The sequence below is a fragment of the Pseudomonas sp. PS01300 genome, assembly GCF_029960155.1.
GTDB lineage: Bacteria > Pseudomonadota > Gammaproteobacteria > Pseudomonadales > Pseudomonadaceae > Aquipseudomonas > Aquipseudomonas palmensis.
In genome coordinates this window covers 170,743-191,254 of sequence record NZ_JASCPN010000004.1, presented here as the reverse complement: position 1 = coordinate 191,254, position 20,512 = coordinate 170,743, and the positions used below count along the sequence as shown (strand labels likewise).

Below are 20,512 nucleotides of genomic sequence, written 5' to 3'. Positions count from 1 at the left end.
TATACGCGCCAGGGGCCAACTGAAACAAAGAGGGCCCCTTCGCCGGCAAGGCCGGCTCCTACAGGGATTGTTGTAGGAGCCGGCCTTGCCGGTGAAGGGGCCCTCAGGGTCCCGCAGATCAGGCAGCGATCAGGGCTTTGACCTTGTTCATCGCATTCTTCTCCAGCTGCCGGATACGCTCGGCCGACACGCTGTACTTGGCCGCCAGGTCATGCAGCGTGGCCTTCTCTTCGGCCAGCCAGCGCTGGTACAGGATGTCGCGGCTACGGTCGTCCAGGCCTTGCAGCGCCTCGTGCAGGTTGTTCGAGGAGCTGTCGCTCCAGTCCGCATCCTCCAGCTGACGTGCCGGGTCGTAACGGTGGTCTTCGAGGTAGTTGGCCGGCGACTGGAACGCGCTGTCGTCGTCCGCCTCGCTGGCCGGGTCGAAGGCCATGTCCTGACCGGTCAGGCGGCTTTCCATCTCGCGCACTTCACGCGGCTCCACACCCAGGCTTTCGGCCACACGATGCACTTCATCGTTGTTCAGCCAGGCCAGGCGCTTCTTCTGGCTGCGCAGGTTGAAGAACAGCTTGCGCTGCGCCTTGGTGGTCGCGACCTTGACGATGCGCCAGTTGCGCAGGATGAATTCGTGAATTTCGGCCTTGATCCAGTGCACGGCAAAGGACACCAGGCGCACACCCATCTCGGGGTTGAAACGCTTGACCGCTTTCATCAGGCCAACGTTGCCTTCCTGAATCAGGTCAGCCTGGGCCAGCCCGTAGCCCGAATAGCTACGCGCGATATGTACGACAAAACGCAGGTGGGCGAGCACCATCTGCCGAGCCGCCCCCAGATCCTGCTCATAGTAGAGACTCTCGGCCAGTTCACGCTCCTGCTCGGGCGTCAGCAATGGAATGCTGTTGACCGTGTGCACATAGGCCTCCAGGTTCGCACCCGGGACCAAGGCATAGGCAGGTTGCAACGAAGTGGTCATACGAAAAAACCTCCGACTCACTGAATTGTGCCATCAGGCACTGCCACCATTGACCGGGAACCGCGAAACAAGTTCCCGAAATACACGATAGTCAATGACGGCTGGAAGACACTATCGCGGTGCAAGCTCACGCAGATGCCGAGCGACCGCAATCCAAGCACCGATATACCCTAACAGCACCGCCCCAAGCAAGAGCGACAGACCATCGGCAGGCGGCACCCCGGCCAGCGAGAAATCGCTGCCGTAAAGACCCGACAGGCCGACGACCGCGTCATCCAGCCAGTTGAGGCCGAACGCCAGTACCCCCCAGGACAGTACGCCTGCCCCCAGGCCATACAGCGCGCCCATGTACAGGAACGGCCGGCGCACGTAGGCATCGGTACCGCCCACCAGCTTGATGACCTCGATTTCGGTACGGCGGTTCTCGATATGCAGGCGAATGGTGTTGCCGATGACCAGCAGCAGCGCCGACACCAGCAGCACGGTCAGGCCGAAGACAAAGCGATCACCCAGCTTGAGGATCGCCGCCAGCCGCTCCACCCACACCAGGTCGAGCTGGGCCAGTTCCACCTTGGGCAGTTCGGCCAGGCGTTGGCGCAGGGCCTCCAGCGCTGGCTTGTCGACTTCGGCCGGGGTCACCACGACCACGCCAGGCAAGGGGTTCTCCGGCAGCTCGCGCAAGGCCTCGCCCAGCCCGGACTGCTGCTGGAACTCGTCGAGGGCCTGTTCACGGCTGACATACTCGGCATCGGCCACCCCCGGCATGCCCTTGATCTGGGTACGCAGGGCTTCGCCTTCGCTCACGCTGGCGTCAAGTTTGAGGTACAGCGAAATCTGCGCTGCACGCTGCCACGAGCCGCCAAGGCGCTCGACATTGCTCAGCAGCAGCGACAACCCCATCGGCAGGCTCAGGGCCACGGCCATCACCAGGCAGGTGAAGAAGCTTCCGATCGGCTGCTTGCCCAGGCGGCGCAGGCTGTCGAGCAGGCTGGAACGATGGCTTTCCAGCCAGGCGTGCAGCAGCGTGCTGAAATCCGGGCCGTCATCGTCATCATCACGGCGCTTTTTCTGTTTCTGAGGGCTTGGCTCGGCTGCCGCAGGGGCCACCCGCTCGGACACCTTGGGACTACGTGTTGCACTCATTGCCCGGCCTCCCCATCGCCGATCAAGCGGCCGCGCTGCAGGGTCAGCATGCGATGGCGCATGCGCGCGATCAGCGCCAGGTCGTGGCTGGCGATCAGCACGCTGGTGCCCAGGCGGTTGATATCTTCGAAAACACCCATGATCTCGGCCGCCAGGCGCGGGTCGAGGTTGCCGGTGGGTTCATCCGCCAGCAACAGGGCCGGACGGTGCACGATGGCACGCGCAATGCCCACCCGTTGCTGCTGGCCGGTGGACAGGTCGCCGGGGAACAGCTGGGCCTTGTCCGACAGGGCCACACGCTCCAGCGCCGCGTCCACACGCTTGGCCACCTCGACCTTGGACAGGCCCAGGATCTGCAGCGGCAGGGCGACGTTGTTGAACACGGTACGGTCGAACAGCAGCTGGTGGTTCTGGAACACCACGCCGATCTGGCGACGCAGGAACGGGATCTGCGCGTTGCTGATCTGACCCAGGTCCTGGCCGGCCAGCAGCAGCTTGCCGCTGGTCGGACGCTCCATGGCCAGCAGCAGGCGCAGCAAAGTGCTCTTGCCCGCGCCGGAATGGCCGGTGACGAACAGGAACTCGCCCCGACGCACCCGAAAACTCAATTCATGCAGGCCAACGTGACCGTTAGGGTAACGCTTGGCGACCTGTTCGAATCGGATCATGAAGGCTCCCGCTCGGCAAACAAGGCTTGTACGAAGGGCTCGGCTTCGAAGGTGCGCAGGTCATCGATGCCTTCGCCCACACCAATGTAGCGGATCGGCAGGCCGAACTGCTTGGCCAGGGCGAAGATCACCCCGCCCTTGGCGGTGCCGTCGAGCTTGGTCAGCGCCAGGCCGGTGAGCTCCACGCTCTGGTTGAAGTGCTTGGCCTGGTTGATGGCGTTCTGCCCGGTGCCGGCGTCCAGCACCAGCAGCACCTCGTGCGGCGCGTCGGCGTCCAGCTTGCCGATCACGCGGCGAACCTTCTTCAGCTCTTCCATCAGGTTGTCTTTGGTGTGCAGGCGACCGGCGGTGTCGGCGATCAGCACGTCGATGTTGCGCGCCTTGGCCGCCTGCACCGCGTCGAAGATCACCGAAGCGGAGTCGGCGCCGGTGTGCTGGGCGATCACCGGGATCTGGTTGCGCTCGCCCCATACCTGCAGCTGCTCCACCGCGGCAGCACGGAAGGTATCGCCGGCGGCCAGCATGACCTTCTTGCCTTCGAGCTGGAGCTTTTTCGCCAGCTTGCCGATGGTGGTGGTCTTGCCGGCGCCGTTGACGCCGACCACCAGGATCACGAACGGCTTGTTCGCGGCATGCACCTTCAGCGGCTGTTCGACCGGCTTGAGCAGGTCGGTCAGCTCGCCCTGCAGCGACTTGTACAGGGCATCGGCATCGGCCAGCTGCTTGCGTGCGACCTTCTGGGTCAGGCTCTGCACGATCACCGAGGTGGCCTCGACGCCGACGTCGGCGGTCAGCAGGCGGGTCTCGATCTCTTCGAGCAGGTCGTCGTCGATGACCTTCTTGCCCAGGAACAGGCTGGCCATGCCCTCGCCAATGCTGGCGCTGGTCTTGGACAGGCCCTGCTTGAGGCGGGCGAAGAAGCCGGCCTTGGTGGTGGTTTCAGGCACCGACGGGGCGGCCTCGGGAACAGGCAGGGCGACCTCGGTGGCCGCAACAGGTGCGGGCGGCACCACTGCAGGCGGCTCGACCACCGGCTCGGGTGCGTTGTACTGCGGTACAGGCTCGACCACCGGCTCGGGCGCGCTGTACTGCGGTACAGCCTCGATCACCGGCTCGGGCGCGGCGTACTGCGGCGCAGGCGCTACCACAGGCTCGGGCGCAGCGTACTGCGGGGCAGGCTCGGGGGCTGGGCGCTCGGGAATCGGCGGGGGGACGTGGGGCTCGAGGTCGGCCACCAGCGCCACCGGCTCTTCGGGCACCGGCAGCACCAGGCTGCTGGGGTGATCCTCGACGGCGACGGGCGCGCTCGCGACCGGGGCGGGCTCGACGGCTACCGGCTCAGGCAAAGTCGGGGCGATAGGCTCCAGCGCCTCTGGCACTGGGGTTTCGGGCTGTTCGACAACAGGTTGCTGGGGCTTTTTGCGCAGCCAGCCGAACAGGCCTTTCTTTTCACCGGCCGCAGCCGGGGTCTTTTTGTCGTCGTTGGAACCAAACATGGAAGACGGCTATCTCAGGGTAGCGATGCGCCAGTGTGGCGCCTCAAAATTCTTCTAACGCAGAACAGACTATGGTCAAGCCGACTGGTTCATGCGCAACATTTTGTCGGGACGCCTGCAACGCTTGATCTCGACAGGCATGGTCGTCAGGCAACCGGATCAGTATCCTAGCACCTCCTAGCCCGCCGACGCTAAGGCCATGCGGGCAGCCCTACAGGTTGAATCATCAATGAATGCTCTAGCCCGCCGCGCCGCCGGCCTGCTGCTCAGCACAATTGTCATGCCCCTGGTGGCGGTTGCCGCCGACGTCCAGCCCACCCATGAATTCACCCTCGACAACGGCCTCAAGGTCATCGTGCGTGAAGACCATCGCGCCCCGGTGGTGGTATCGCAGGTCTGGTACAAGGTCGGCTCCAGCTACGAGACCCCGGGTCAGACCGGCTTGTCCCATGCCCTGGAACACATGATGTTCAAAGGCAGCAACAAGCTGGGGCCTGGCGAAGCCTCACGCATCCTGCGTGACCTGGGCGCCGAAGAGAACGCCTTCACCAGCGACGACTACACCGCCTACTACCAGGTGCTGGCCCGCGACCGCCTGGGCGTGGCCCTGGAACTGGAGGCCGATCGCATGGGCAGCCTGCGCCTGCCGCCCGAAGAGTTCAGCCGCGAAATCGAGGTCATCAAGGAAGAGCGCCGCCTGCGCGTCGACGATCAGCCCAATTCCAAGGCCATGGAGCTGTTCAGCGCCATGGCCCACCCGGCCAGCGGCTACCACACCCCGACCATCGGCTGGATGGCCGACCTCGAACGCATGAAGGTCGAAGAGCTGCGCCACTGGTACGAAGCCTGGTACGTGCCCAACAACGCCACCCTGGTGGTGGTCGGCGACGTCACCGCCGACGAGGTCAAGGGCCTGGCCCAGCGTTACTTCGGTGCCATCCCCAAGCGCGCCACACCCCCTGCCAAACTGCCGCTGGAACTGGCCGAGCCGGGCCTGCGCCAGCTCACCGTGCATGTGCGCACCCAACTGCCGAGCCTGATCTACGGCTTCAACGTGCCGGGCCTGGCCACCGCCAAGGACCCGCGCAGCGTCCACGCCCTGCGCCTGATCGCGGCCCTGCTCGACGGCGGCTACAGCGCGCGCATGGCCACCCGCCTGGAACGCGGTCAGGAACTGGTGGCCGGCGCGTCGGCCAGCTACAACCCGTTCACCCGTGGCGACAGCCTGTTCGTGCTTTCCGCGGTGCCCAACACGCAGAAGAAAAAGACCCTGGCCGAGGTCGAAAGCGGCGTCTGGAAGCTGCTCGACGAGCTGAAAACCACCCCGCCAACCGCTGAAGAGCTGGAGCGCGTGCGCGCCCAGGTGATTGCCGGGCTGGTCTACGACCGCGACTCGATCAGCAGCCAGGCCACTACCATCGGCCAACTGGAGACCGTCGGGCTGTCGTGGAAGCTCATCGACAAGGAGCTCGACGAGCTCAAGAGCGTGACCCCGGCCGACATCCAGAGTGCCGCCCGCACCTATTTCACCCGCGAACGCCTGAGCGTTGCGCATGTATTGCCCGAGGAGCAGGCGCATGACTGAGCACACCACCCCACGCCACACCCCGAAGGGCCGCGGCGTATTCGGCGCGTTGCTGCTGAGCGCCGTGTGCCTGGCCGGCCCCGCCCATGCCGACACCACGGCCGCCAAGCCCGGCGCCAACCTGCAATCGCTGGCCGAGCTGGACGGCAAGGCACCGAGCCGACGCAACCTCGACATCAAGACCTGGAACACCGCCGAAGGCGCCAAGGTGCTGTTCGTCGAAGCCCACGAACTGCCGATGTTCGACCTGCGCCTGACCTTCGCCGCCGGCAGCAGCCAGGACGGTAACCTGCCGGGCCTGGCCACCCTGACCAACGCCATGCTCAACGAAGGCGTGGCGGGCAAGGACGTCGGCGCCATCGCCGCCGGCTTCGAAGGCCTGGGCGCGGACTTCGGCAACGGTGCCTACCGCGACATGGCGGTGGCCTCGCTGCGCAGCCTGAGCGCCAAGGACAAGCGCGAGCCGGCCCTGAAGCTGTTCGCCGAAGTGGTGGGCAAGCCGACCTTCCCTGAAGACGCGCTCAAGCGCATCAAGAACCAGATGCTCGCCGGCTTCGAGTACCAGAAGCAGAACCCCGGCAAGCTGGCCAGCATCGAGCTGTTCGAGAAGCTCTACGGCAAGCATCCCTACGGGCACCCCAGCGATGGCGACGCCAGGAGCATCCCGCCGATCACCCTGGACCAGCTGCGCGCTTTCCATGCCAAGGCCTATGCCGCCGGCAACGTGGTGATAGCACTGGTCGGCGACCTCAGCCGCACGGAAGCCGAGGCGATTGCCGCGCAGGTCTCCGCCGCGCTGCCCAAGGGCCCGGCGCTGCCCAAGCTGGCACAACCGAGCGAACCCAAGCCGGGCGTCAACCACATCGACTTCCCGTCCAAGCAGACCCACCTGATGCTGGCCCAGTTGGGCATCGACCGCGCCGACCCGGACTACGCGGCCCTGTCGCTGGGCAATTCGATCCTCGGCGGCGGCGCCTTCGGCACCCGCCTGATGAGCGAAGTGCGCGAAAAGCGCGGCCTGACCTACGGCGTGTACTCGGTGTTCAGCCCGATGCAGGTGCGTGGCCCGTTCATGATCAACCTGCAGACCCGTGCCGAACTCAGCGAAGGCACGCTCAAGCTGGTACAGGACATCCTGCGCGACTACCTCAAGACCGGCCCCACCCAGCAGGAGCTGGACGATGCCAAGCGCGAACTGGCCGGCAGCTTCCCGCTGTCCACCGCCAGCAATGCGAGCATCGTCGGCCAACTGGGGGCCATCGGCTTCTATGACCTGCCGCTGAATTTCCTCGAGGACTTCATGCAGAAGTCCCAGAGCCTCACCGTCGAGCAGGTGCGTGCTGCCCTCAACAAGCACCTGGCCGCCGACAAGATGGTCATCGTGACCGCCGGGCCGAAGGTGGCGCAACAGCCGCTGCCACCGCCCACTGACAAACCCGCCGAGCAGCCGCTTGGCGTACCGGAGCATTAATGGCCAGTCCATCCGCCAAATCCAAGGCCGCCGCCCACGGCGGCCAGGGCCAGTTGCGCATCATCGCCGGCGAGTGGCGCAGCCGCCGCCTGAGCTTTCCTGACGCACCGGGCCTGCGCCCTACCCCCGACCGGGTGCGCGAAACCCTGTTCAACTGGCTGACCGCGCACATCGAGGGCGCCCGCGTGCTGGATGCCTTTGCCGGCAGCGGCGCGCTGTTTCTCGAAGCGCTGTCGCGCGGCGCGGCCTCGGCCGTGGCGCTGGACAGCAACCGCGCCGCCATCGAGAACCTTAAGGACAACCTGGAGCTGCTGCGCTGCCCCACCGGGCAGGTGATCCAGACCGACGTGGTGCGCTACCTGCAAGGCGAGCCCAAGGCCCCGTTCGACGTGGTGTTCCTCGACCCGCCCTTCCACCAGGACCTGCTGCCGGCCACCTGTGCACTGCTCGAAGAGCGCCACTGGCTGGCCGAGCACGCGTGGATCTACACCGAAAGCGAAACCGCGCCGTCGACCCTGCAACTGCCGGGCAACTGGCGTCTGCACCGGGAAAAGAAGGCCGGTCAGGTGCACTATGCCTTGTGGGAGCGCGGCTGAACGTCGCCCCGCCTCCAGCAAACTGCGGCCGCCTGAGGTGCTTTGCCTGATCGTGCTCCGGCGCTCCCCAGGCACGGTACCGATCACCAACCGGCTTGTGCGTGCCGCCTGCACCACCGCCGGGCTGCTGACCCTCAGCAGCCCGGCACTCGCCCAGCACACCCTTCCACGACCTCAGCCTCGCCAACCCACAGCCCTTGCCCGAAGTGACGCTTGCTGAATATGCTTTGGCGGCAGCAGACCTGCGCTTGCGCACATACACTGATCACAGGGTCTGCCGCCCGCTCAAGAGACCTCGACGATGTCCAGCGCCACCCCACCCCCGTTCAAGCCAGCCACCGGCCTGCGCAACCCCCATGTGCAGACGCTCTGGGGCCCGCTCTGGCGCAAATCGCCACCGCTGGCACATCGGCGCGAGCGCCTGTGGCTGGCCGACGGCGATTTCCTCGACCTGGACTGGCACGGCCCGCTTGCCACCACCACGCCACTGGTGGTGGTACTGCACGGCCTGACCGGCTCGTCGACCTCCCATTACGTCATCGGCCTGCAGCGCGCCCTGGCGGCGCAGGGCTGGGCCAGCGTGGCGGTCAACTGGCGCGGATGCTCGGGCGAGCCGAACCTGTTACCGCGCAGCTACCACTCCGGCGCCAGCGAAGACCTGGCCGAAGTCATCGCCCACCTGCGCACCCAGCGCCCGCAGGCACCGCTGTACGCGGTGGGTTATTCGCTGGGTGGCAACGTGCTGCTCAAGCACCTGGGGGAAGCGGGTACGGCCAGCCAGCTGCAGGCGGCCGTGGCGGTGTCGGTGCCGTTTCGCCTGGACCAGTGCGCCGATCGCATCGGCCTGGGGTTTTCACGGGTGTACCAGGCGCACTTCATGCGCGCCATGCTGGGCTACGTGAAGGACAAGCAGCGCCACTTCCAGCACCACGGTCACCATGAGGGCCTGGCAACCCTGGACCGCCTCGGCCCGCTGGAAAACCTGCGCACCTTCTGGGATTTCGACGGCCGCGTGACCGCGCCGCTGAACGGCTTCAGCGACGCCCACGACTACTACCAGCGCTCGTCGAGCCGCTACTACCTGGGTGAAAACCGTACGCCCACGCTGATCATCCATGCCCAGGACGATCCGTTCGTGTTCAGCCACAGCCTGCCAGGGGCCGCCGAACTGGCCAGCCAGACCACCCTGGAGCTGCACCGTCATGGCGGTCACGTGGGCTTTGTCGACGGCAGCCTGCGCCAACCCGGCTACTACCTGGAGCGGCGCATTCCACAGTGGCTGGCCAGCGGGGCCTGATCAGTCGCCCTTGGCCACCGGACGCTGCGGGTCGGTGATCCACTCGCTCCACGAACCGGCGTACAGCCGTGCCAGCGGATAACCGGCCAAGGCCAGGGCGAACAGGTTATGGCAGGCCGTCACCCCCGAGCCGCAATAGGCCACCAGCGCCTGCGGCTGGCGCGTGCCGAGCAAGGCGGCAAAGCGCTGCTTGAGCTGCTGGGGCGACAGAAAACGACCATCGGGCCCCAGGTTGTCGGTGAAGGCCGCGCAATGCGCACCCGGGATATGCCCGGCCACCGGGTCGATGGGCTCCACCTCGCCGCGAAAACGCGGTAGCGCACGGGCGTCGAGCAGGGTCAGGTCGGGCGTGCCCAGGCCATTGGCCAACTCGGCGGCGTCCAGCACCAGGCTCGCATCGGGCTGCCCGCTGAAGTTGCCTTCACGCTTGTCACAGGCATCCAGGCTCAGCGGCAACCCGGCCGCGTGCCAGGCCTTGAGCCCGCCATCGAGGATCGCCACCCCGTCGCGCTTGCCCAGCCATGCCAGCAACCACCAGGCCCGCGCGGCAAAGGCTCCGGGGCCATCGTCGTAGAGCACCACGTCGCTGTCGTTGTCGATGCCCCAGCTGCGCAGCCGTTGGATCAGTTGCTGCGGGTCGGGCAAGGGGTGGCGACCGGTCACGCCCTTGACCACCGGCCCGCTCAGGTCACGCTCCAGGTCGGCGAAGTGCGCGCCGGCGATATGCCCTTCGGCATAGCTGCGCTGGCCATAGTCGACGTCTTCCAGGGCAAAGCGACAATCGAGAATCACCAGCTTCGGAGCGCCCAGGCGCTCTGCCAGTTGCTGGGGTGCGATCAGTTGCGCGAGTGGCATGTCGGTCTCCATATCGATTCAAAGGGGGTGGGCGGCCTACTGTTCCAGTGCCTGGTCCAGCGGCACGTAGAATTCCTTGCACAGCGCATCCACTGCAGGGCGCGCGCTGGCGGTGACGAAACCGAGCTCCAGCACCAGCACCTGGTACACGCCGCGCTTGATCGCCTCTTCGCTCAGGTGCGCGGAGTGCTCGCGGGTGGTGCACAGAAAGCGCACCCAGGAGGTCAGCACGATCCAGGCATTGAGGGTCAGCGATTCGATCTGCACGGTGTCCATGGCCACGATGTCGGCCTCGACGAAACCTCGGTAGATGGCCTGGCCCTGCAGCAGGCAGCGCTGCGAAAAACGTCGGTAGCGCGCAGCCAGGGTCGGGTCGTGGCCGAGCAGGTGTTCGAGGTCGCGGTGCAGGAAGCGGTAGTTCCACATCGCCGACAGCAGCGCCTCGAGGTAGAAGCGTTTGTCCTCGACGGTGGCGGCGCGCCCCTGGGGCGGGCGCAGAAAGCCTTCCACCAGCGCCTCGTACTGGGTGAACAGCACGGCGATGATCGCCTGCTTGTTGGCGAAGTGGTAATAGAGGTTGCCAGGCGAGATTTCCATGTGCGCAGCAATGTGGTTGGTGCTGACACTGCGTTCACCCTGCTGGTTGAACAGCTCGAGGCTGTTCTGCACGATGAGCTCGCGGGTCTTGATGCGCGGTGCCATGGTCAGCTCCAAAGGCATGAGCTTGAAGGAATAGGCTTATCTTACGGCGTATCCGCCACGGGATGTACCACCTGCACAACCGGCGTATATGCTCCAGGCACACTTGCCCTGCCACGGAGCCCGCATGCCCCTCCAGACCCTGTTCGAACAGCAGCGCCGGGCCTTTGCCGGGCTGCCCATGGCGCCGGCGGCGCAGCGCCTGCAGTGGCTTGCCAGCCTGCGCCGGCTGCTGCTGGCGAACCAGTCGGCCCTGGTCGCGGCGATCGACCGCGACTTTGCCGGGCGCAGCGCCGACGAGACCCTGCTGGCCGAACTGATGCCCAGCGTGCAGGGCATTCGCCACGCCGAGCGCCACCTCAAGGGCTGGATGAAGCCGGTGCGGCGCACGGTGGGCCTGGCGTTCCAGCCGGCCAGCGCGCGGGTGCTGTACCAGCCGCTGGGCGTGGTGGGCATCATCGTGCCATGGAACTACCCGCTGTTTCTGGCCATCGGCCCGCTCACCGCGGCGCTGGCAGCGGGCAACCGGGTGATGCTCAAGCTCAGCGAAGCCACCCCGGCCGCCGCGGCACTGCTTCAGCGCCTGCTGGGCGAAGTGTTTCCCGACGACCTGGTCAGCGTGGTGCTGGGCGATGCTGGCGTGGGCGAGGCCTTCTCGCGCCTGCCGTTCGATCACCTGCTGTTCACCGGCGCCACCAGCATCGGCCGCCAGGTGATGGCGGCGGCAGCCACCAACCTGACCCCGGTGACCCTGGAGCTGGGCGGCAAGTCGCCGGCCATCGTGTCGGCCAGTGTACCGCTGGCCCAGGCGGCCGAGCGCATCGCCTTCGGCAAGACCCTCAACGCCGGGCAGACCTGCGTTGCCCCGGACTACGCGCTGGTCCCGCGCGAGCGCCTGGAGGGCTTCGTGCAGGCCTATAGCGAGGCAGTGCTGCGGTTTTATCCACAGGTGCGAAACAACCCGGACTACAGCGCGATCATCAATGTGCGCCACCTGGCGCGCCTGGAAGGCTATTTGCGCGATGCCCGCGACAAGGGCGCCAGCGTGCTCGACCTGTACCCCGGCGAAGCCCGCGAAGGTCGGCGCCTGCCGCCGCAGGTGCTGCTGCAGGTCGATGACAGCATGCAGGTGATGCAGGACGAGATCTTCGGCCCGCTGCTGCCGGTGGTGCCCTATGACAGCCTGGCCGAGGCGCTGGCCTATGTGAACCAGCGCCCGCGCCCGCTGGCGCTGTACTACTTCGGCCACGACCGTGCCGAGCAGCGGCGGGTGCTGGAGCAGACCCATTCCGGCGGCGTGTGCCTGAACGACACCCTGCTGCACGTGGCCCAGGACGACCTGCCGTTTGGCGGGGTCGGGCCGTCGGGGATGGGCAACTACCACGGGCACGAGGGCTTCAAGACCTTCAGTCATGCCCGGGCGGTGTTCGCCAAGTCGCGGGTGAATGCGGCGCGGCTGATCTATCCGCCGTATGGGAAGGCGCTGCAGCGGTGGGTCTATCGTCTGTTCATTCGCTGACGTTGCAGCGACCCCATCGCGGGTCGATACTTTCAAGGCACCAGACACTCGGCCTGCAGCGGGTGACAAGCATTATCACGCCTGTCTATAGTGCCTTGAGCCGGCGATGGCGACTTGGCCGACCGCAGCTGCTGCGATACCATCCGACTCCCAAACGCACTCCTGCCAGGACGACGCGATGAACCGAGTGTTGTACCCAGGTACATTCGACCCTATTACCAAAGGCCATGGCGATCTGGTCGAGCGGGCCTCCCGGCTGTTCGACGAGGTGATCATCGCGGTCGCCGCCAGCCCCAAGAAGAACCCGCTGTTCCCCCTGGAACAACGGGTAGAGCTGGCGCGTGAGGTCACCAAGCACCTGCCCAACGTGCAGGTCATCGGCTTCTCCACGCTGCTGGCGCATTTCGCCAAGGAGCAGCAGGCCAATGTATTCCTGCGCGGCCTGCGCGCGGTTTCGGACTTCGAGTACGAGTTCCAGCTGGCGAACATGAACCGGCAACTGGCGCCCGACGTCGAAAGCCTGTTCCTGACGCCGTCCGAGCGCTATTCGTTCATATCCTCGACCCTGGTGCGCGAAATCGCGGCGCTGGGCGGCGATATCACCAAGTTCGTGCACCCGGTAGTGGCTGACGCACTCACCGAGCGCTTCAAGAAGTAGCCGCGCCCGCATCGAAAACGCGCCCGCGTGCACTGCGGGCGTTAATGCGGCACAATTGTGCCCATTGGTTTTCATATGCCCGGGCCTGACGCCCCGGCCGGAGTCCCCATGTCCCTGATCATCACCGACGATTGCATCAATTGCGACGTCTGCGAACCCGAGTGCCCGAACGCCGCCATCTCCCAGGGCGAAGAGATCTACGTGATCGACCCCAACCTGTGCACCCAGTGCGTTGGCCATTACGACGAACCGCAGTGCCAGCAGGTCTGCCCGGTCGACTGCATCCCGCTGGATGAAGCGCACCCGGAAACCGAAGACGAGCTGATGGCCAAGTACCGCAGGATCACCGGCAAGGCCTGATACAGGCCGCTAGGTCTGGCAGCGCGGGCAGAACACGCTGGCGCGCTGGCCCAGGGTCACGTTGCGCAGCACCGTGCCACACACCTTGCACGGTTCTTCCCCGCGCCCGTATACGAACAGTTCCTGCTGGAAGTAGCCCGGCTGGCCGTCGCCGCCGATGAAGTCGCGCAGGGTGGTGCCGCCACGCTCGATGGCGGCGGCCAGGATGCGCTTGATCTCGATGGCCAGGCGCAGGTAGCGCGCCCGCGAAATGCCCCCGGCCGGGCGCCGCGGGTCGATGCCCGCCGCGAACAGCGCCTCGGTCGCATAGATGTTGCCCACCCCCACCACCACCGCGTTGTCCATGATGAACGGCTTGACCGCCATCGAGCGCCCGCGCGACAGCTGGAACAGCCGCTCGCCATCGAACATGTCGGTCAGCGGCTCCGGGCCCAGGCGCAGCAGCAGCTCGTGCTGCAACGGGTCGGGGGCCCAGAGCATCGCGCCAAACCGGCGCGGGTCGGTGTAGCGCAGCGCCAGCCCCGACTCCAGCTCGATGTCCACATGCTCGTGCTTGGCCGCCGGCAGGCCGATCTCCACCAGCCGCAGGTTGCCCGACATGCCCAGGTGGCTGATCAGCGTGCCCACCTCGGCGTTGAGCAGCAGGTACTTGGCACGCCGTTCCACCGACACGAAGCGCTGCCCCGACAGGCGTACGTCGAGGTCTTCGGGTATCGGCCAGCGCAGGCGCCGTTCACGCACCACCACACGGCTGACACGCTGCCCTTCAAGGTACGGCGCAATGCCGCGGCGGGTGGTCTCGACTTCAGGTAGCTCGGGCATGGGTCAGTGCGCACCCATTTCGCGGATGGTCTGCTTGAGGTTCTCGAAGTCGTACTCCGACAGGCCCACGTAGTCGAGCACCAGGTGCCCGACGGTGTTCCATTCGTGGTCCACGCTCTGGTTGCCCAGCACCCGGTACGAGCTGCAGATGTGCTCGGCCATCTTCAGGATGGCCAGCAGGTTCTTGAGCTGGGTATTGCGCGCCGAGTCGTCGCTGAACACCGCCAGGGCATTGTGGTGGTTGGCGATGGCGGCACTCACGTGCTCGGGCAGGCGCCACGACTTGGCCGTGTAGTAGCCGACCACGGCGTGGTTGGTGTTGAACGTGCGGTTCTCGGTGTCGACCACGCGCTTGTCGGGGCCGGCCTCGGCGTAGGCCTGCTCCAGGGTATGCATGTAGTCGGGGAAGCGCTTGTGCATCAGCGGCACGCCGCAATCGTGGAACAGCCCCAGGGCATAGGCTTCGTCCACCGCCTGCGAGCCAATGCGCTTGGCCAGGGTCAGGCAGGTCATGGCCACGTCCTGGGCGGTGTCCCAGAAGCGGTTGAGGGTGACGATGGTGTCGTCGCTCATCTCGCCCTTGATCGACTGCGCGTTGATCAGGTTGATGATCGAGCGGCTGCCCAGCAGGTTCACCGCGCGCTGGATCGAGGCGATCTTGTTGGTCAGCCCGTAGTACGGCGAATTGACCAGCTTGAGCAGTGCGCCGGAAAGGCCCGGGTCCTGGGAGATCAGCTTGGCGATGGTCTCCAGGTCCGGGTCGGGCATGTACTGCTCGAACTGCAGGTCGACCATGATCTGCGGCTGGGGCGGTACGCTGATGCCCTGCAGGGCTTGCTGGATCTGTTCGGCGGTAAGTTCCTGGGACATAGATACACACTCGGGGCTGAAGGGCGATTCTAACCCTGCAGGCGGGCCGGGAAACACCCGTTGATGGATTCAGAAGGAACTTTGCCTGCCCCAGGGCTGCCTGCTTACTACAGGTTCAACTCAACAGGAGCACGCAGATGACGACCCAACTGAACGGCAAGCGCGTGGCCATGCTGGTCACCGACGGCTTTGAGCAGGTAGAACTCACCGGGCCCAAGCAGGCCCTCGAGCAAAGCGGCGTGCGCGTCGACATCCTCTCGGCCAAACCGGGCACGGTCAAGGGCTGGAACCATGACAAGCCCGCCGACGACTTCACTGTGGACAACACCTTCGACAAGGCCGACGTCGCGGTCTACGACGCCATCGTGCTGCCCGGCGGCGTGCAGAACTCCGACACCATACGCATCGACCCCGGTGCCCAGAAGCTGGTCAAGGCCCACGACGCCAGCGGCAAGCCCCTGGCGGTGATCTGCCATGGCGCCTGGCTGCTGGTGTCGAGCCAGTTGGTCAAGGGCCGCAAGATGACCAGCTACAAGACCGTGCGCGACGACATCACCAATGCCGGCGGGCAGTGGCAGGATCAGGCCGTGGTCATCGACCGCAACCTGATCAGCAGCCGCCAGCCCGACGATATTCCCGCCTTCAACACCCAGCTGCTGCGCGCTTTGGGCGCCTGATCGGCTATTTGTCGCCGGCCGAGCCGCGTGCCCGGCCGACGCGCTATACTCCCGCTCTTTTTTCCGGAGCGACGTCATGTCCCTGCCCAGCCTTCGCCTCAAAGCCAACGCCGACCGCCGCCTGCGCGCCGGCCATCTGTGGGTGTACAGCAACGAAATCGACGTCGCCGCGACCCCGCTGCATGGCTTCAAGGCCGGCGACCAGGCGGTGCTCGAAGGTGCCGGCGGCAAGCCGCTGGGCATCGTCGCCATGAGCCCCAACAACCTGATCTGCGCGCGCCTGCTGTCGCGCGACGCCAAGCTGGCCCTGGACAAGTCGCTGCTGGTGCACCGCATCAACGTGGCCCTGTCGCTGCGCGAGCGCCTGTTCGACAAGCCGTTCTACCGCCTGGTGTACGGCGACTCGGACCTGCTGCCGGGCCTGGTGGTCGACCGTTTCGGCGACATCCTGGTGGTACAGCTGGCCTCGGCCACCATGGAACAGCACAAGGACGACGTGATCGCCGCCCTGGTGCAGGTGCTCAAACCCACCGGCATCCTGTTCAAGAACGACTCGGCGGCGCGTGATGCCGAAGGCCTGAACCGCTACGTCGAAACCGTGTTCGGCCTGGTGCCGGAGTGGGTGGCGCTGGAAGAGAACGGCGTGAAGTTCGAAGCGCCGGTGATGGAAGGCCAGAAGACCGGCTGGTTCTACGACCACCGCATGAACCGCGCACGCCTGGCACCCTACGTCAAAGGCAAGCGCGTGCTCGACCTGTTCAGCTACATCGGTGGCTGGGGCGTGCAGGCCGGTGCGTTCGGCGCCAGCGAAGTGTTCTGTGTGGATGCCTCGGGCTTTGCCCTGGATGGTGTGGAGCGCAATGCGGCGCTCAACGGCATTGCCGAGAAGGTCACCTGCGTGGAAGGCGATGTGTTCGAGGCGCTGCGCGAGCTCAAGGCCGCTGAAGAGCGTTTCGACGTGATCGTGGCCGACCCGCCCGCGTTCATCAAGCGCAAGAAGGACCTGAAGAACGGCGAAGGCGCCTACCGCCGCCTGAACGAGCAGGCCATGCGCCTGCTGAGCAAGGACGGCATTCTGGTCAGCGCCTCGTGCTCGATGCACCTGCCCGAAGACGACCTGCAGAACATCCTGCTGACCAGCGCCCGCCACCTGGATCGCAACATACAGCTGCTCGAACGCGGCGGCCAGGGCCCGGACCACCCGGTGCACCCGGCGATCCCGGAAACGCGCTACATCAAGAGCATCACCTGCCGGCTGCTGCCCAACAGCTGATCGCGCTGAATGAAAATCCCGGCCAGGTGCCGGGATTTTTTTTGCCTGTAACGGCCTTTTCGCAGGCAAGGCCGGCTCCTGCAGGCAGGTGCACTCAATCGCGCTGCGGGTAAGGCATCATTCCCAGTTCTCGCCCGTCGATCACCAGGGTCTTGTAGCGCGGTTTCGCCAGCTTGAGCGTGCCCGCCCGAATCTGCTCGATCAGTGCGCGCCCCGTGCCGATCCCGTCCACCCGCGCATAATCACGCCAGAAGCCCTCGTGACGCGCATACACGAACGCCGACGTCGAGTACTCGTGCTTGGGCACCACCAGCACTTCGTTGACCCCATCGTCATCCAGGTCCACCTGCCAGGCAGCACACCCCGAACTGCCGCATTGGCTCTCGATCAGGGTCAGGTTGAGCATCTGCGCACTGTCCTCCGGCGCAGGCCCGATCCATTCCAGCTTGGGTCCGTACTCACGCGGCGACATGCTCACCGGTTCGGCCTCCAGCAGTCGATCGGCCAGCAGCTCGCGGCTTGGCGCATCCAGGATCTGCCCCTCCTTGACCAGGCGCGACAACCGCTCGAACTGCTCGATCCCCGGCTTGCCGAGCCGGTAGCGCAATGCGCGCGCATCGAACGCATCCGCCGAGGTGCGCCCGCTCAACAGCCGCTCCATCTGGTTGGCGGCGCTGTAGGTCAACGGGTTGAGCACCGGCGTGAACACCAGCATCAGCACCACGAAACTCAGCAGCGCGATCAACGGGTTGCTGCGCCGCAAGCTGCCCAGCCACACCGCCTGGCGCGGCCGAATGGCCCACAGCGCGGCCAGGCTGTGCACCAGCGCGATGCCGATCAGCAGCATCGCCAGAAAGCGCTGCGGGGTCAGGCCGTACTGGTCGATGCGCAGCCAGCTCGAGTAGCACGCCAGCGCCATCAGCAGCGGCAGGCACACAAGGCTGGCGTTCACCAGCAGCTTCAGGGGCCTGGCATAACCGGCATCGTGCTCGCCGTCCTGGAACACGCCGTTGAGCAGAAACAGCGTACTGCCCACCAGGCACAGCAGGATGCTGGTGGAGTAACCGGTGTTGAAGATCGGCGCGACCCCGGTTACCGCCAGCGCCAGAGTGAACACCACCGCAATCAGCGAACACAGCGGCAGCAGGTAGCGGCACACGGTGAGCAGCACATTGCGCAGCAGGCCGATGGCCTTGTCGTTCTGGCGCCCCATGCGGATGCCCAGCGAGAAGAAGATCGGCAGGCACACGCAGATGAATTCGAGCGAGGCGAAGATATCGCTGAGCACCGGCGCGCCCAGAATCGTGAACAGCCGCCCGCACAGCCACAGCAGCATCCAGAACGCCAGGGTCACCAGCAGCGCCAGCAGCACGATGAAGGCATTGTTCCAGGCGTGCTGGTACAGGTCCTGATAGCGCAGGCGATTGCCGTCGCGGGTCGGCCAACTGAGGATGAACGCCGCGCCGATATAGGCCAGCACCAGCGAGGCCGGCATCCAGCGCATCCATAGCCAGCCGTCGGCCGATTGCGCATACAGCCAGGCTGACACGCTGGCCATCAGCAACGCCAGGCCGGCCACCAGCAGCCAGGTGCCGCGCTGGCGCACCGCGCCGCCCAGCAGTTGCAGATTGATGCCGCCCACCAGGGCCAGCGTGGCGCAGAACACCGCGAGCACAGGGTTGCGGTAATGGATGAAGGTGAGCAGCAGCGCCCCCTGTACCAGGGCGATGGCGAGGTAATACAGCACGGAGCGGTTGAGCACGGGCATTCCAAGTCCTTTTGCGAGGGGTGATGCACAAGGCGCGCAGTCTAGGGCCAGGCGACCCCGCACGGCTAGAGCACGTCGACTTCATTGCAGCGCCGCACAGGCCCCATGCAGCCATGCACATATATCGATAAAAATCCAGGCAAATAATCCATAAGGGCAAATTTGTCATTGATCCAGGCGACATAAGCAGATAAAAATCGACTCAATCAAAATAAAAACAATGCAGGTTCGACCCATGTCCTCTATCGACCGCTCTCATCCTGGCACTTCAGATACCGCTCGACTGCGCCGCGTGCTGGGGCTGCCCGCCCTGGTGTTCTTCGGCCTGGTGTACATGGTGCCGCTGACCATCTTCACCACCTACGGCATCGTCACCGAACTCACCGGTGGCCGCACCGCAGGCGCCTACCTGGTGACCCTGCTGGCCATGCTGTTCACCGCGACGTCCTACAGCTTCATGGTCAAACGCTTCCCGGTGGCGGGCTCGGCCTACTCCTATACCCACCTGGCGTTCGGCCCCAACATCGGCTTTCTGGCCGGTTGGTCGCTGCTGCTCGACTACCTGTTCATCCCGATGATCAACTACCTGCTGATCGGGCTGTTCCTCAACATCGCCTTCCCGGCCCTGCCGGTGTGGGGCATCATCGTCGCCGCCATCGCCCTGGTGACCGTGCTCAACGTGATCGGCATCCATTCGGTGGCCAAGGCCAGCAACCTGATCGTGGGCGCGCAGATCATCTTCATCGGCGTGTTCGCCGCACTGTCGATCAAGAGCCTGCACGGCGCGCCCATCGACCTGCTGTCGCCCCTGCTCGGTGACGGCACCCGGCCCGGGTTCAGCCACTTGATGACCGGGGCAGCGGTACTGTGCCTGTCCTTCCTGGGCTTCGACGCGGTATCGACCCTTGCCGAGGAAACCCGCGACCCGCAACGCGATGTGCCGCGCGCCATCCTGCTCACCACCCTGGGCGCCGGGCTGCTGTTCACCGTGCTGGCCTACATCAGCCAGCTGGTACTGCCGGGCAGCCACTTCGCCAACGTCGATGCGGCAGCCAATGAAGTGATGTTCAAGGCCGGCGGGCAGTTCCTCGCCAACTTCTTCACCGCGGCCTTCGTGGCCGGCAGCCTGGGTTCGGCACTGGCCTCACAGGCTGCGGTGTCGCGCATCCTGTACACCATGGGCCGCGACCAGGTGCTGCCACGGCGCTGGTTCGGGCGCCTTTCGCCACGCTTCGGCACCCCGGTGTTCGCCACCCTGGTGGTATCGGTGTTCTCCCTGCTGGCACTGGTGATCGACCTGACCACCCTGGCCTCGCTGATCAGCTTTGGCGCGCTGGTGGCGTTCTCGGCGGTGAACATGGCGGTGGTGCGCACGCACCTGGTCGATCAAGCCTGCCACCGCAACCTCTCGGGGCTGCTGCGTTACGGCGTGGTGCCGCTGGTGGGCATGAGCCTCACACTGTGGCTGTGGACCAGCCTGTCGGCACTGACCCTGACCATCGGCATGACCTGGTTCACCCTCGGCCTGGTGTACCTGGGCGTGCTGACCGGCGGCTTTCGCAAGCGCGTGAAGCTGGTGCACTTCTCCGAGGCCGGCTGAACGCCATGGCGGTTGGGCGGCCCGCGCGCAGCGAAAACGCCCAACCGCCCAATGCGCCATTCCTTCCCGCCGCCAGCGGTGTAGAATCGGCCTATTCATCGCCAGTCATCCCCGGCGGGTTTATGAGCTCTGGTCGAGCCCTCGGCGATCCCGTGGTGTTTTCGGCCTCATCCGTACCAGCG

18 protein-coding genes and 1 pseudogene are annotated in these 20,512 nt (G+C 65.8%); 10 read left to right on the top strand and 9 right to left on the bottom strand.

Annotated elements, in window-relative coordinates:
- Positions 1-118: 118 nt before the first annotated feature.
- The 4 genes from rpoH to ftsY all read right to left on the bottom strand — a co-directional run bounded on the left by rpoH (position 119) and on the right by ftsY (position 4,280).
- Positions 119-973, bottom strand: coding sequence for an RNA polymerase sigma factor RpoH (gene rpoH / locus QMX96_RS04185; protein WP_043860124.1), 855 nt, complete (start codon positions 971-973; stop codon positions 119-121).
- 111 nt (positions 974-1,084) lie between these two features.
- Complete coding sequence (gene ftsX / locus QMX96_RS04180; RefSeq protein WP_043860123.1) at positions 1,085-2,116, bottom strand: permease-like cell division protein FtsX; 1,032 nt, start codon at positions 2,114-2,116, stop codon at positions 1,085-1,087.
- Positions 2,113-2,784, bottom strand: a complete 672-nt coding sequence (gene ftsE / locus QMX96_RS04175) for a cell division ATP-binding protein FtsE (protein WP_043860122.1) — start codon at positions 2,782-2,784, stop codon at positions 2,113-2,115. Before ftsE ends, ftsX begins: the two co-directional genes overlap by 4 nt.
- Positions 2,781-4,280 (bottom strand): signal recognition particle-docking protein FtsY, encoded by a 1,500-nt coding sequence (gene ftsY / locus QMX96_RS04170; protein WP_123753417.1) that lies wholly within the window; start codon positions 4,278-4,280, stop codon positions 2,781-2,783. The genes ftsE and ftsY overlap by 4 nt, the downstream gene beginning before the upstream one ends.
- A 229-nt stretch (positions 4,281-4,509) precedes the next feature.
- Here ftsY and QMX96_RS04165 point away from each other — a divergent pair, with 229 nt between their 5' ends.
- The 4 genes and pseudogenes from QMX96_RS04165 (at position 4,510) to QMX96_RS04150 (ending at position 9,229) form a co-directional block, all read left to right on the top strand.
- Entirely contained in the window at positions 4,510-5,865 is a 1,356-nt protein-coding gene (locus QMX96_RS04165; protein WP_043859990.1) for a pitrilysin family protein, read from the top strand.
- Between the two features lie 121 nt (positions 5,866-5,986).
- Positions 5,987-7,336: pseudogene (locus tag QMX96_RS04160) on the top strand (pitrilysin family protein); the annotation flags it as partial.
- The gene (gene rsmD / locus QMX96_RS04155) at positions 7,336-7,932 is read left to right on the top strand and encodes a 16S rRNA (guanine(966)-N(2))-methyltransferase RsmD (RefSeq protein WP_043859992.1); all 597 of its coding nucleotides are present in this window, start codon (positions 7,336-7,338) and stop codon (positions 7,930-7,932) included. The pseudogene QMX96_RS04160 and the gene rsmD, both read left to right, overlap by 1 nt.
- 301 nt (positions 7,933-8,233) lie before the next feature.
- Positions 8,234-9,229 carry a hydrolase gene (locus QMX96_RS04150; protein ID WP_043859993.1) on the top strand — a complete coding sequence of 332 codons (996 nt, stop codon included), beginning with the start codon at positions 8,234-8,236 and terminating at the stop codon, positions 9,227-9,229.
- Here QMX96_RS04150 and QMX96_RS04145 read toward each other — a convergent pair whose 3' ends face one another.
- Positions 9,230-10,084, bottom strand: coding sequence for a sulfurtransferase (locus QMX96_RS04145; protein WP_054915562.1), 855 nt, complete (start codon positions 10,082-10,084; stop codon positions 9,230-9,232). It lies immediately after the preceding gene.
- A gap of 36 nt (positions 10,085-10,120) precedes the next feature.
- A complete protein-coding gene (locus QMX96_RS04140) occupies positions 10,121-10,786 on the bottom strand; it encodes a TetR/AcrR family transcriptional regulator (protein WP_043859994.1) in 666 nt (221 codons plus the stop codon).
- Positions 10,787-10,910: 124 nt separating this feature from the next.
- Here QMX96_RS04140 and QMX96_RS04135 point away from each other — a divergent pair, with 124 nt between their 5' ends.
- The 3 genes from QMX96_RS04135 (at position 10,911) to QMX96_RS04125 (ending at position 13,320) form a co-directional block, all read left to right on the top strand.
- Positions 10,911-12,302, top strand: coding sequence for a coniferyl aldehyde dehydrogenase (locus tag QMX96_RS04135; RefSeq protein ID WP_282361210.1), 1,392 nt, complete (start codon positions 10,911-10,913; stop codon positions 12,300-12,302).
- A 178-nt stretch (positions 12,303-12,480) separates the two neighbouring features.
- The gene (gene coaD / locus QMX96_RS04130; RefSeq protein ID WP_043859996.1) at positions 12,481-12,960 is read left to right on the top strand and encodes a pantetheine-phosphate adenylyltransferase; all 480 of its coding nucleotides are present in this window, start codon (positions 12,481-12,483) and stop codon (positions 12,958-12,960) included.
- A gap of 108 nt (positions 12,961-13,068) precedes the next feature.
- Positions 13,069-13,320, top strand: a complete 252-nt coding sequence (locus QMX96_RS04125) for a YfhL family 4Fe-4S dicluster ferredoxin (protein WP_011531711.1) — start codon at positions 13,069-13,071, stop codon at positions 13,318-13,320.
- Between the two features lie 9 nt (positions 13,321-13,329).
- Here the strand turns inward: QMX96_RS04125 and mutM are convergent, their stop codons facing one another.
- The gene (mutM, locus tag QMX96_RS04120; RefSeq protein ID WP_282361209.1) at positions 13,330-14,142 is read right to left on the bottom strand and encodes a bifunctional DNA-formamidopyrimidine glycosylase/DNA-(apurinic or apyrimidinic site) lyase; all 813 of its coding nucleotides are present in this window, start codon (positions 14,140-14,142) and stop codon (positions 13,330-13,332) included.
- A 3-nt stretch (positions 14,143-14,145) separates the two neighbouring features.
- Positions 14,146-15,012, bottom strand: coding sequence for an HDOD domain-containing protein (locus QMX96_RS04115; RefSeq protein ID WP_043859998.1), 867 nt, complete (start codon positions 15,010-15,012; stop codon positions 14,146-14,148).
- A 137-nt stretch (positions 15,013-15,149) separates the two neighbouring features.
- Here QMX96_RS04115 and QMX96_RS04110 point away from each other — a divergent pair, with 137 nt between their 5' ends.
- Complete coding sequence (locus QMX96_RS04110; protein ID WP_043859999.1) at positions 15,150-15,689, top strand: type 1 glutamine amidotransferase domain-containing protein; 540 nt, start codon at positions 15,150-15,152, stop codon at positions 15,687-15,689.
- A gap of 76 nt (positions 15,690-15,765) precedes the next feature.
- On the top strand, positions 15,766-16,962 hold the full coding sequence (locus QMX96_RS04105) for a class I SAM-dependent rRNA methyltransferase (protein ID WP_282361208.1): 1,197 nt from the start codon (positions 15,766-15,768) through the stop codon (positions 16,960-16,962).
- A 94-nt stretch (positions 16,963-17,056) separates the two neighbouring features.
- On the opposite strand, the gene QMX96_RS04100 is transcribed toward QMX96_RS04105, so the two are convergent.
- Positions 17,057-18,730, bottom strand: a complete 1,674-nt coding sequence (locus QMX96_RS04100) for a DUF4153 domain-containing protein (protein WP_282361207.1) — start codon at positions 18,728-18,730, stop codon at positions 17,057-17,059.
- Between the two features lie 235 nt (positions 18,731-18,965).
- Between QMX96_RS04100 and QMX96_RS04095 the strand changes: the two genes are divergently transcribed.
- The gene (locus QMX96_RS04095) at positions 18,966-20,330 is read left to right on the top strand and encodes an APC family permease (protein ID WP_058541777.1); all 1,365 of its coding nucleotides are present in this window, start codon (positions 18,966-18,968) and stop codon (positions 20,328-20,330) included.
- Positions 20,331-20,512 lie beyond the last annotated feature (182 nt).

Excerpts from the sequence above, each read along its gene's own strand:
- rpoH (WP_043860124.1), bottom strand. The coding sequence starts at position 973 with ATGACCACTTCGTTGCAACCTGCCTATGCCTTGGTCCCGGGTGCGAAC.
- ftsX (WP_043860123.1), bottom strand. The coding sequence starts at position 2,116 with ATGAGTGCAACACGTAGTCCCAAGGTGTCCGAGCGGGTGGCCCCTGCG.
- ftsE (WP_043860122.1), bottom strand. The coding sequence starts at position 2,784 with ATGATCCGATTCGAACAGGTCGCCAAGCGTTACCCTAACGGTCACGTT.
- ftsY (WP_123753417.1), bottom strand. The coding sequence starts at position 4,280 with ATGTTTGGTTCCAACGACGACAAAAAGACCCCGGCTGCGGCCGGTGAA.
- QMX96_RS04165 (WP_043859990.1), top strand. The coding sequence starts at position 4,510 with ATGAATGCTCTAGCCCGCCGCGCCGCCGGCCTGCTGCTCAGCACAATT.
- rsmD (WP_043859992.1), top strand. The coding sequence starts at position 7,336 with ATGGCCAGTCCATCCGCCAAATCCAAGGCCGCCGCCCACGGCGGCCAG.
- QMX96_RS04150 (WP_043859993.1), top strand. The coding sequence starts at position 8,234 with ATGTCCAGCGCCACCCCACCCCCGTTCAAGCCAGCCACCGGCCTGCGC.
- QMX96_RS04145 (WP_054915562.1), bottom strand. The coding sequence starts at position 10,084 with ATGCCACTCGCGCAACTGATCGCACCCCAGCAACTGGCAGAGCGCCTG.
- QMX96_RS04140 (WP_043859994.1), bottom strand. The coding sequence starts at position 10,786 with ATGGCACCGCGCATCAAGACCCGCGAGCTCATCGTGCAGAACAGCCTC.
- QMX96_RS04135 (WP_282361210.1), top strand. The coding sequence starts at position 10,911 with ATGCCCCTCCAGACCCTGTTCGAACAGCAGCGCCGGGCCTTTGCCGGG.
- coaD (WP_043859996.1), top strand. The coding sequence starts at position 12,481 with ATGAACCGAGTGTTGTACCCAGGTACATTCGACCCTATTACCAAAGGC.
- QMX96_RS04125 (WP_011531711.1), top strand. The coding sequence starts at position 13,069 with ATGTCCCTGATCATCACCGACGATTGCATCAATTGCGACGTCTGCGAA.
- mutM (WP_282361209.1), bottom strand. The coding sequence starts at position 14,142 with ATGCCCGAGCTACCTGAAGTCGAGACCACCCGCCGCGGCATTGCGCCG.
- QMX96_RS04115 (WP_043859998.1), bottom strand. The coding sequence starts at position 15,012 with ATGTCCCAGGAACTTACCGCCGAACAGATCCAGCAAGCCCTGCAGGGC.
- QMX96_RS04110 (WP_043859999.1), top strand. The coding sequence starts at position 15,150 with ATGACGACCCAACTGAACGGCAAGCGCGTGGCCATGCTGGTCACCGAC.
- QMX96_RS04105 (WP_282361208.1), top strand. The coding sequence starts at position 15,766 with ATGTCCCTGCCCAGCCTTCGCCTCAAAGCCAACGCCGACCGCCGCCTG.
- QMX96_RS04100 (WP_282361207.1), bottom strand. The coding sequence starts at position 18,730 with ATGCCCGTGCTCAACCGCTCCGTGCTGTATTACCTCGCCATCGCCCTG.
- QMX96_RS04095 (WP_058541777.1), top strand. The coding sequence starts at position 18,966 with ATGTCCTCTATCGACCGCTCTCATCCTGGCACTTCAGATACCGCTCGA.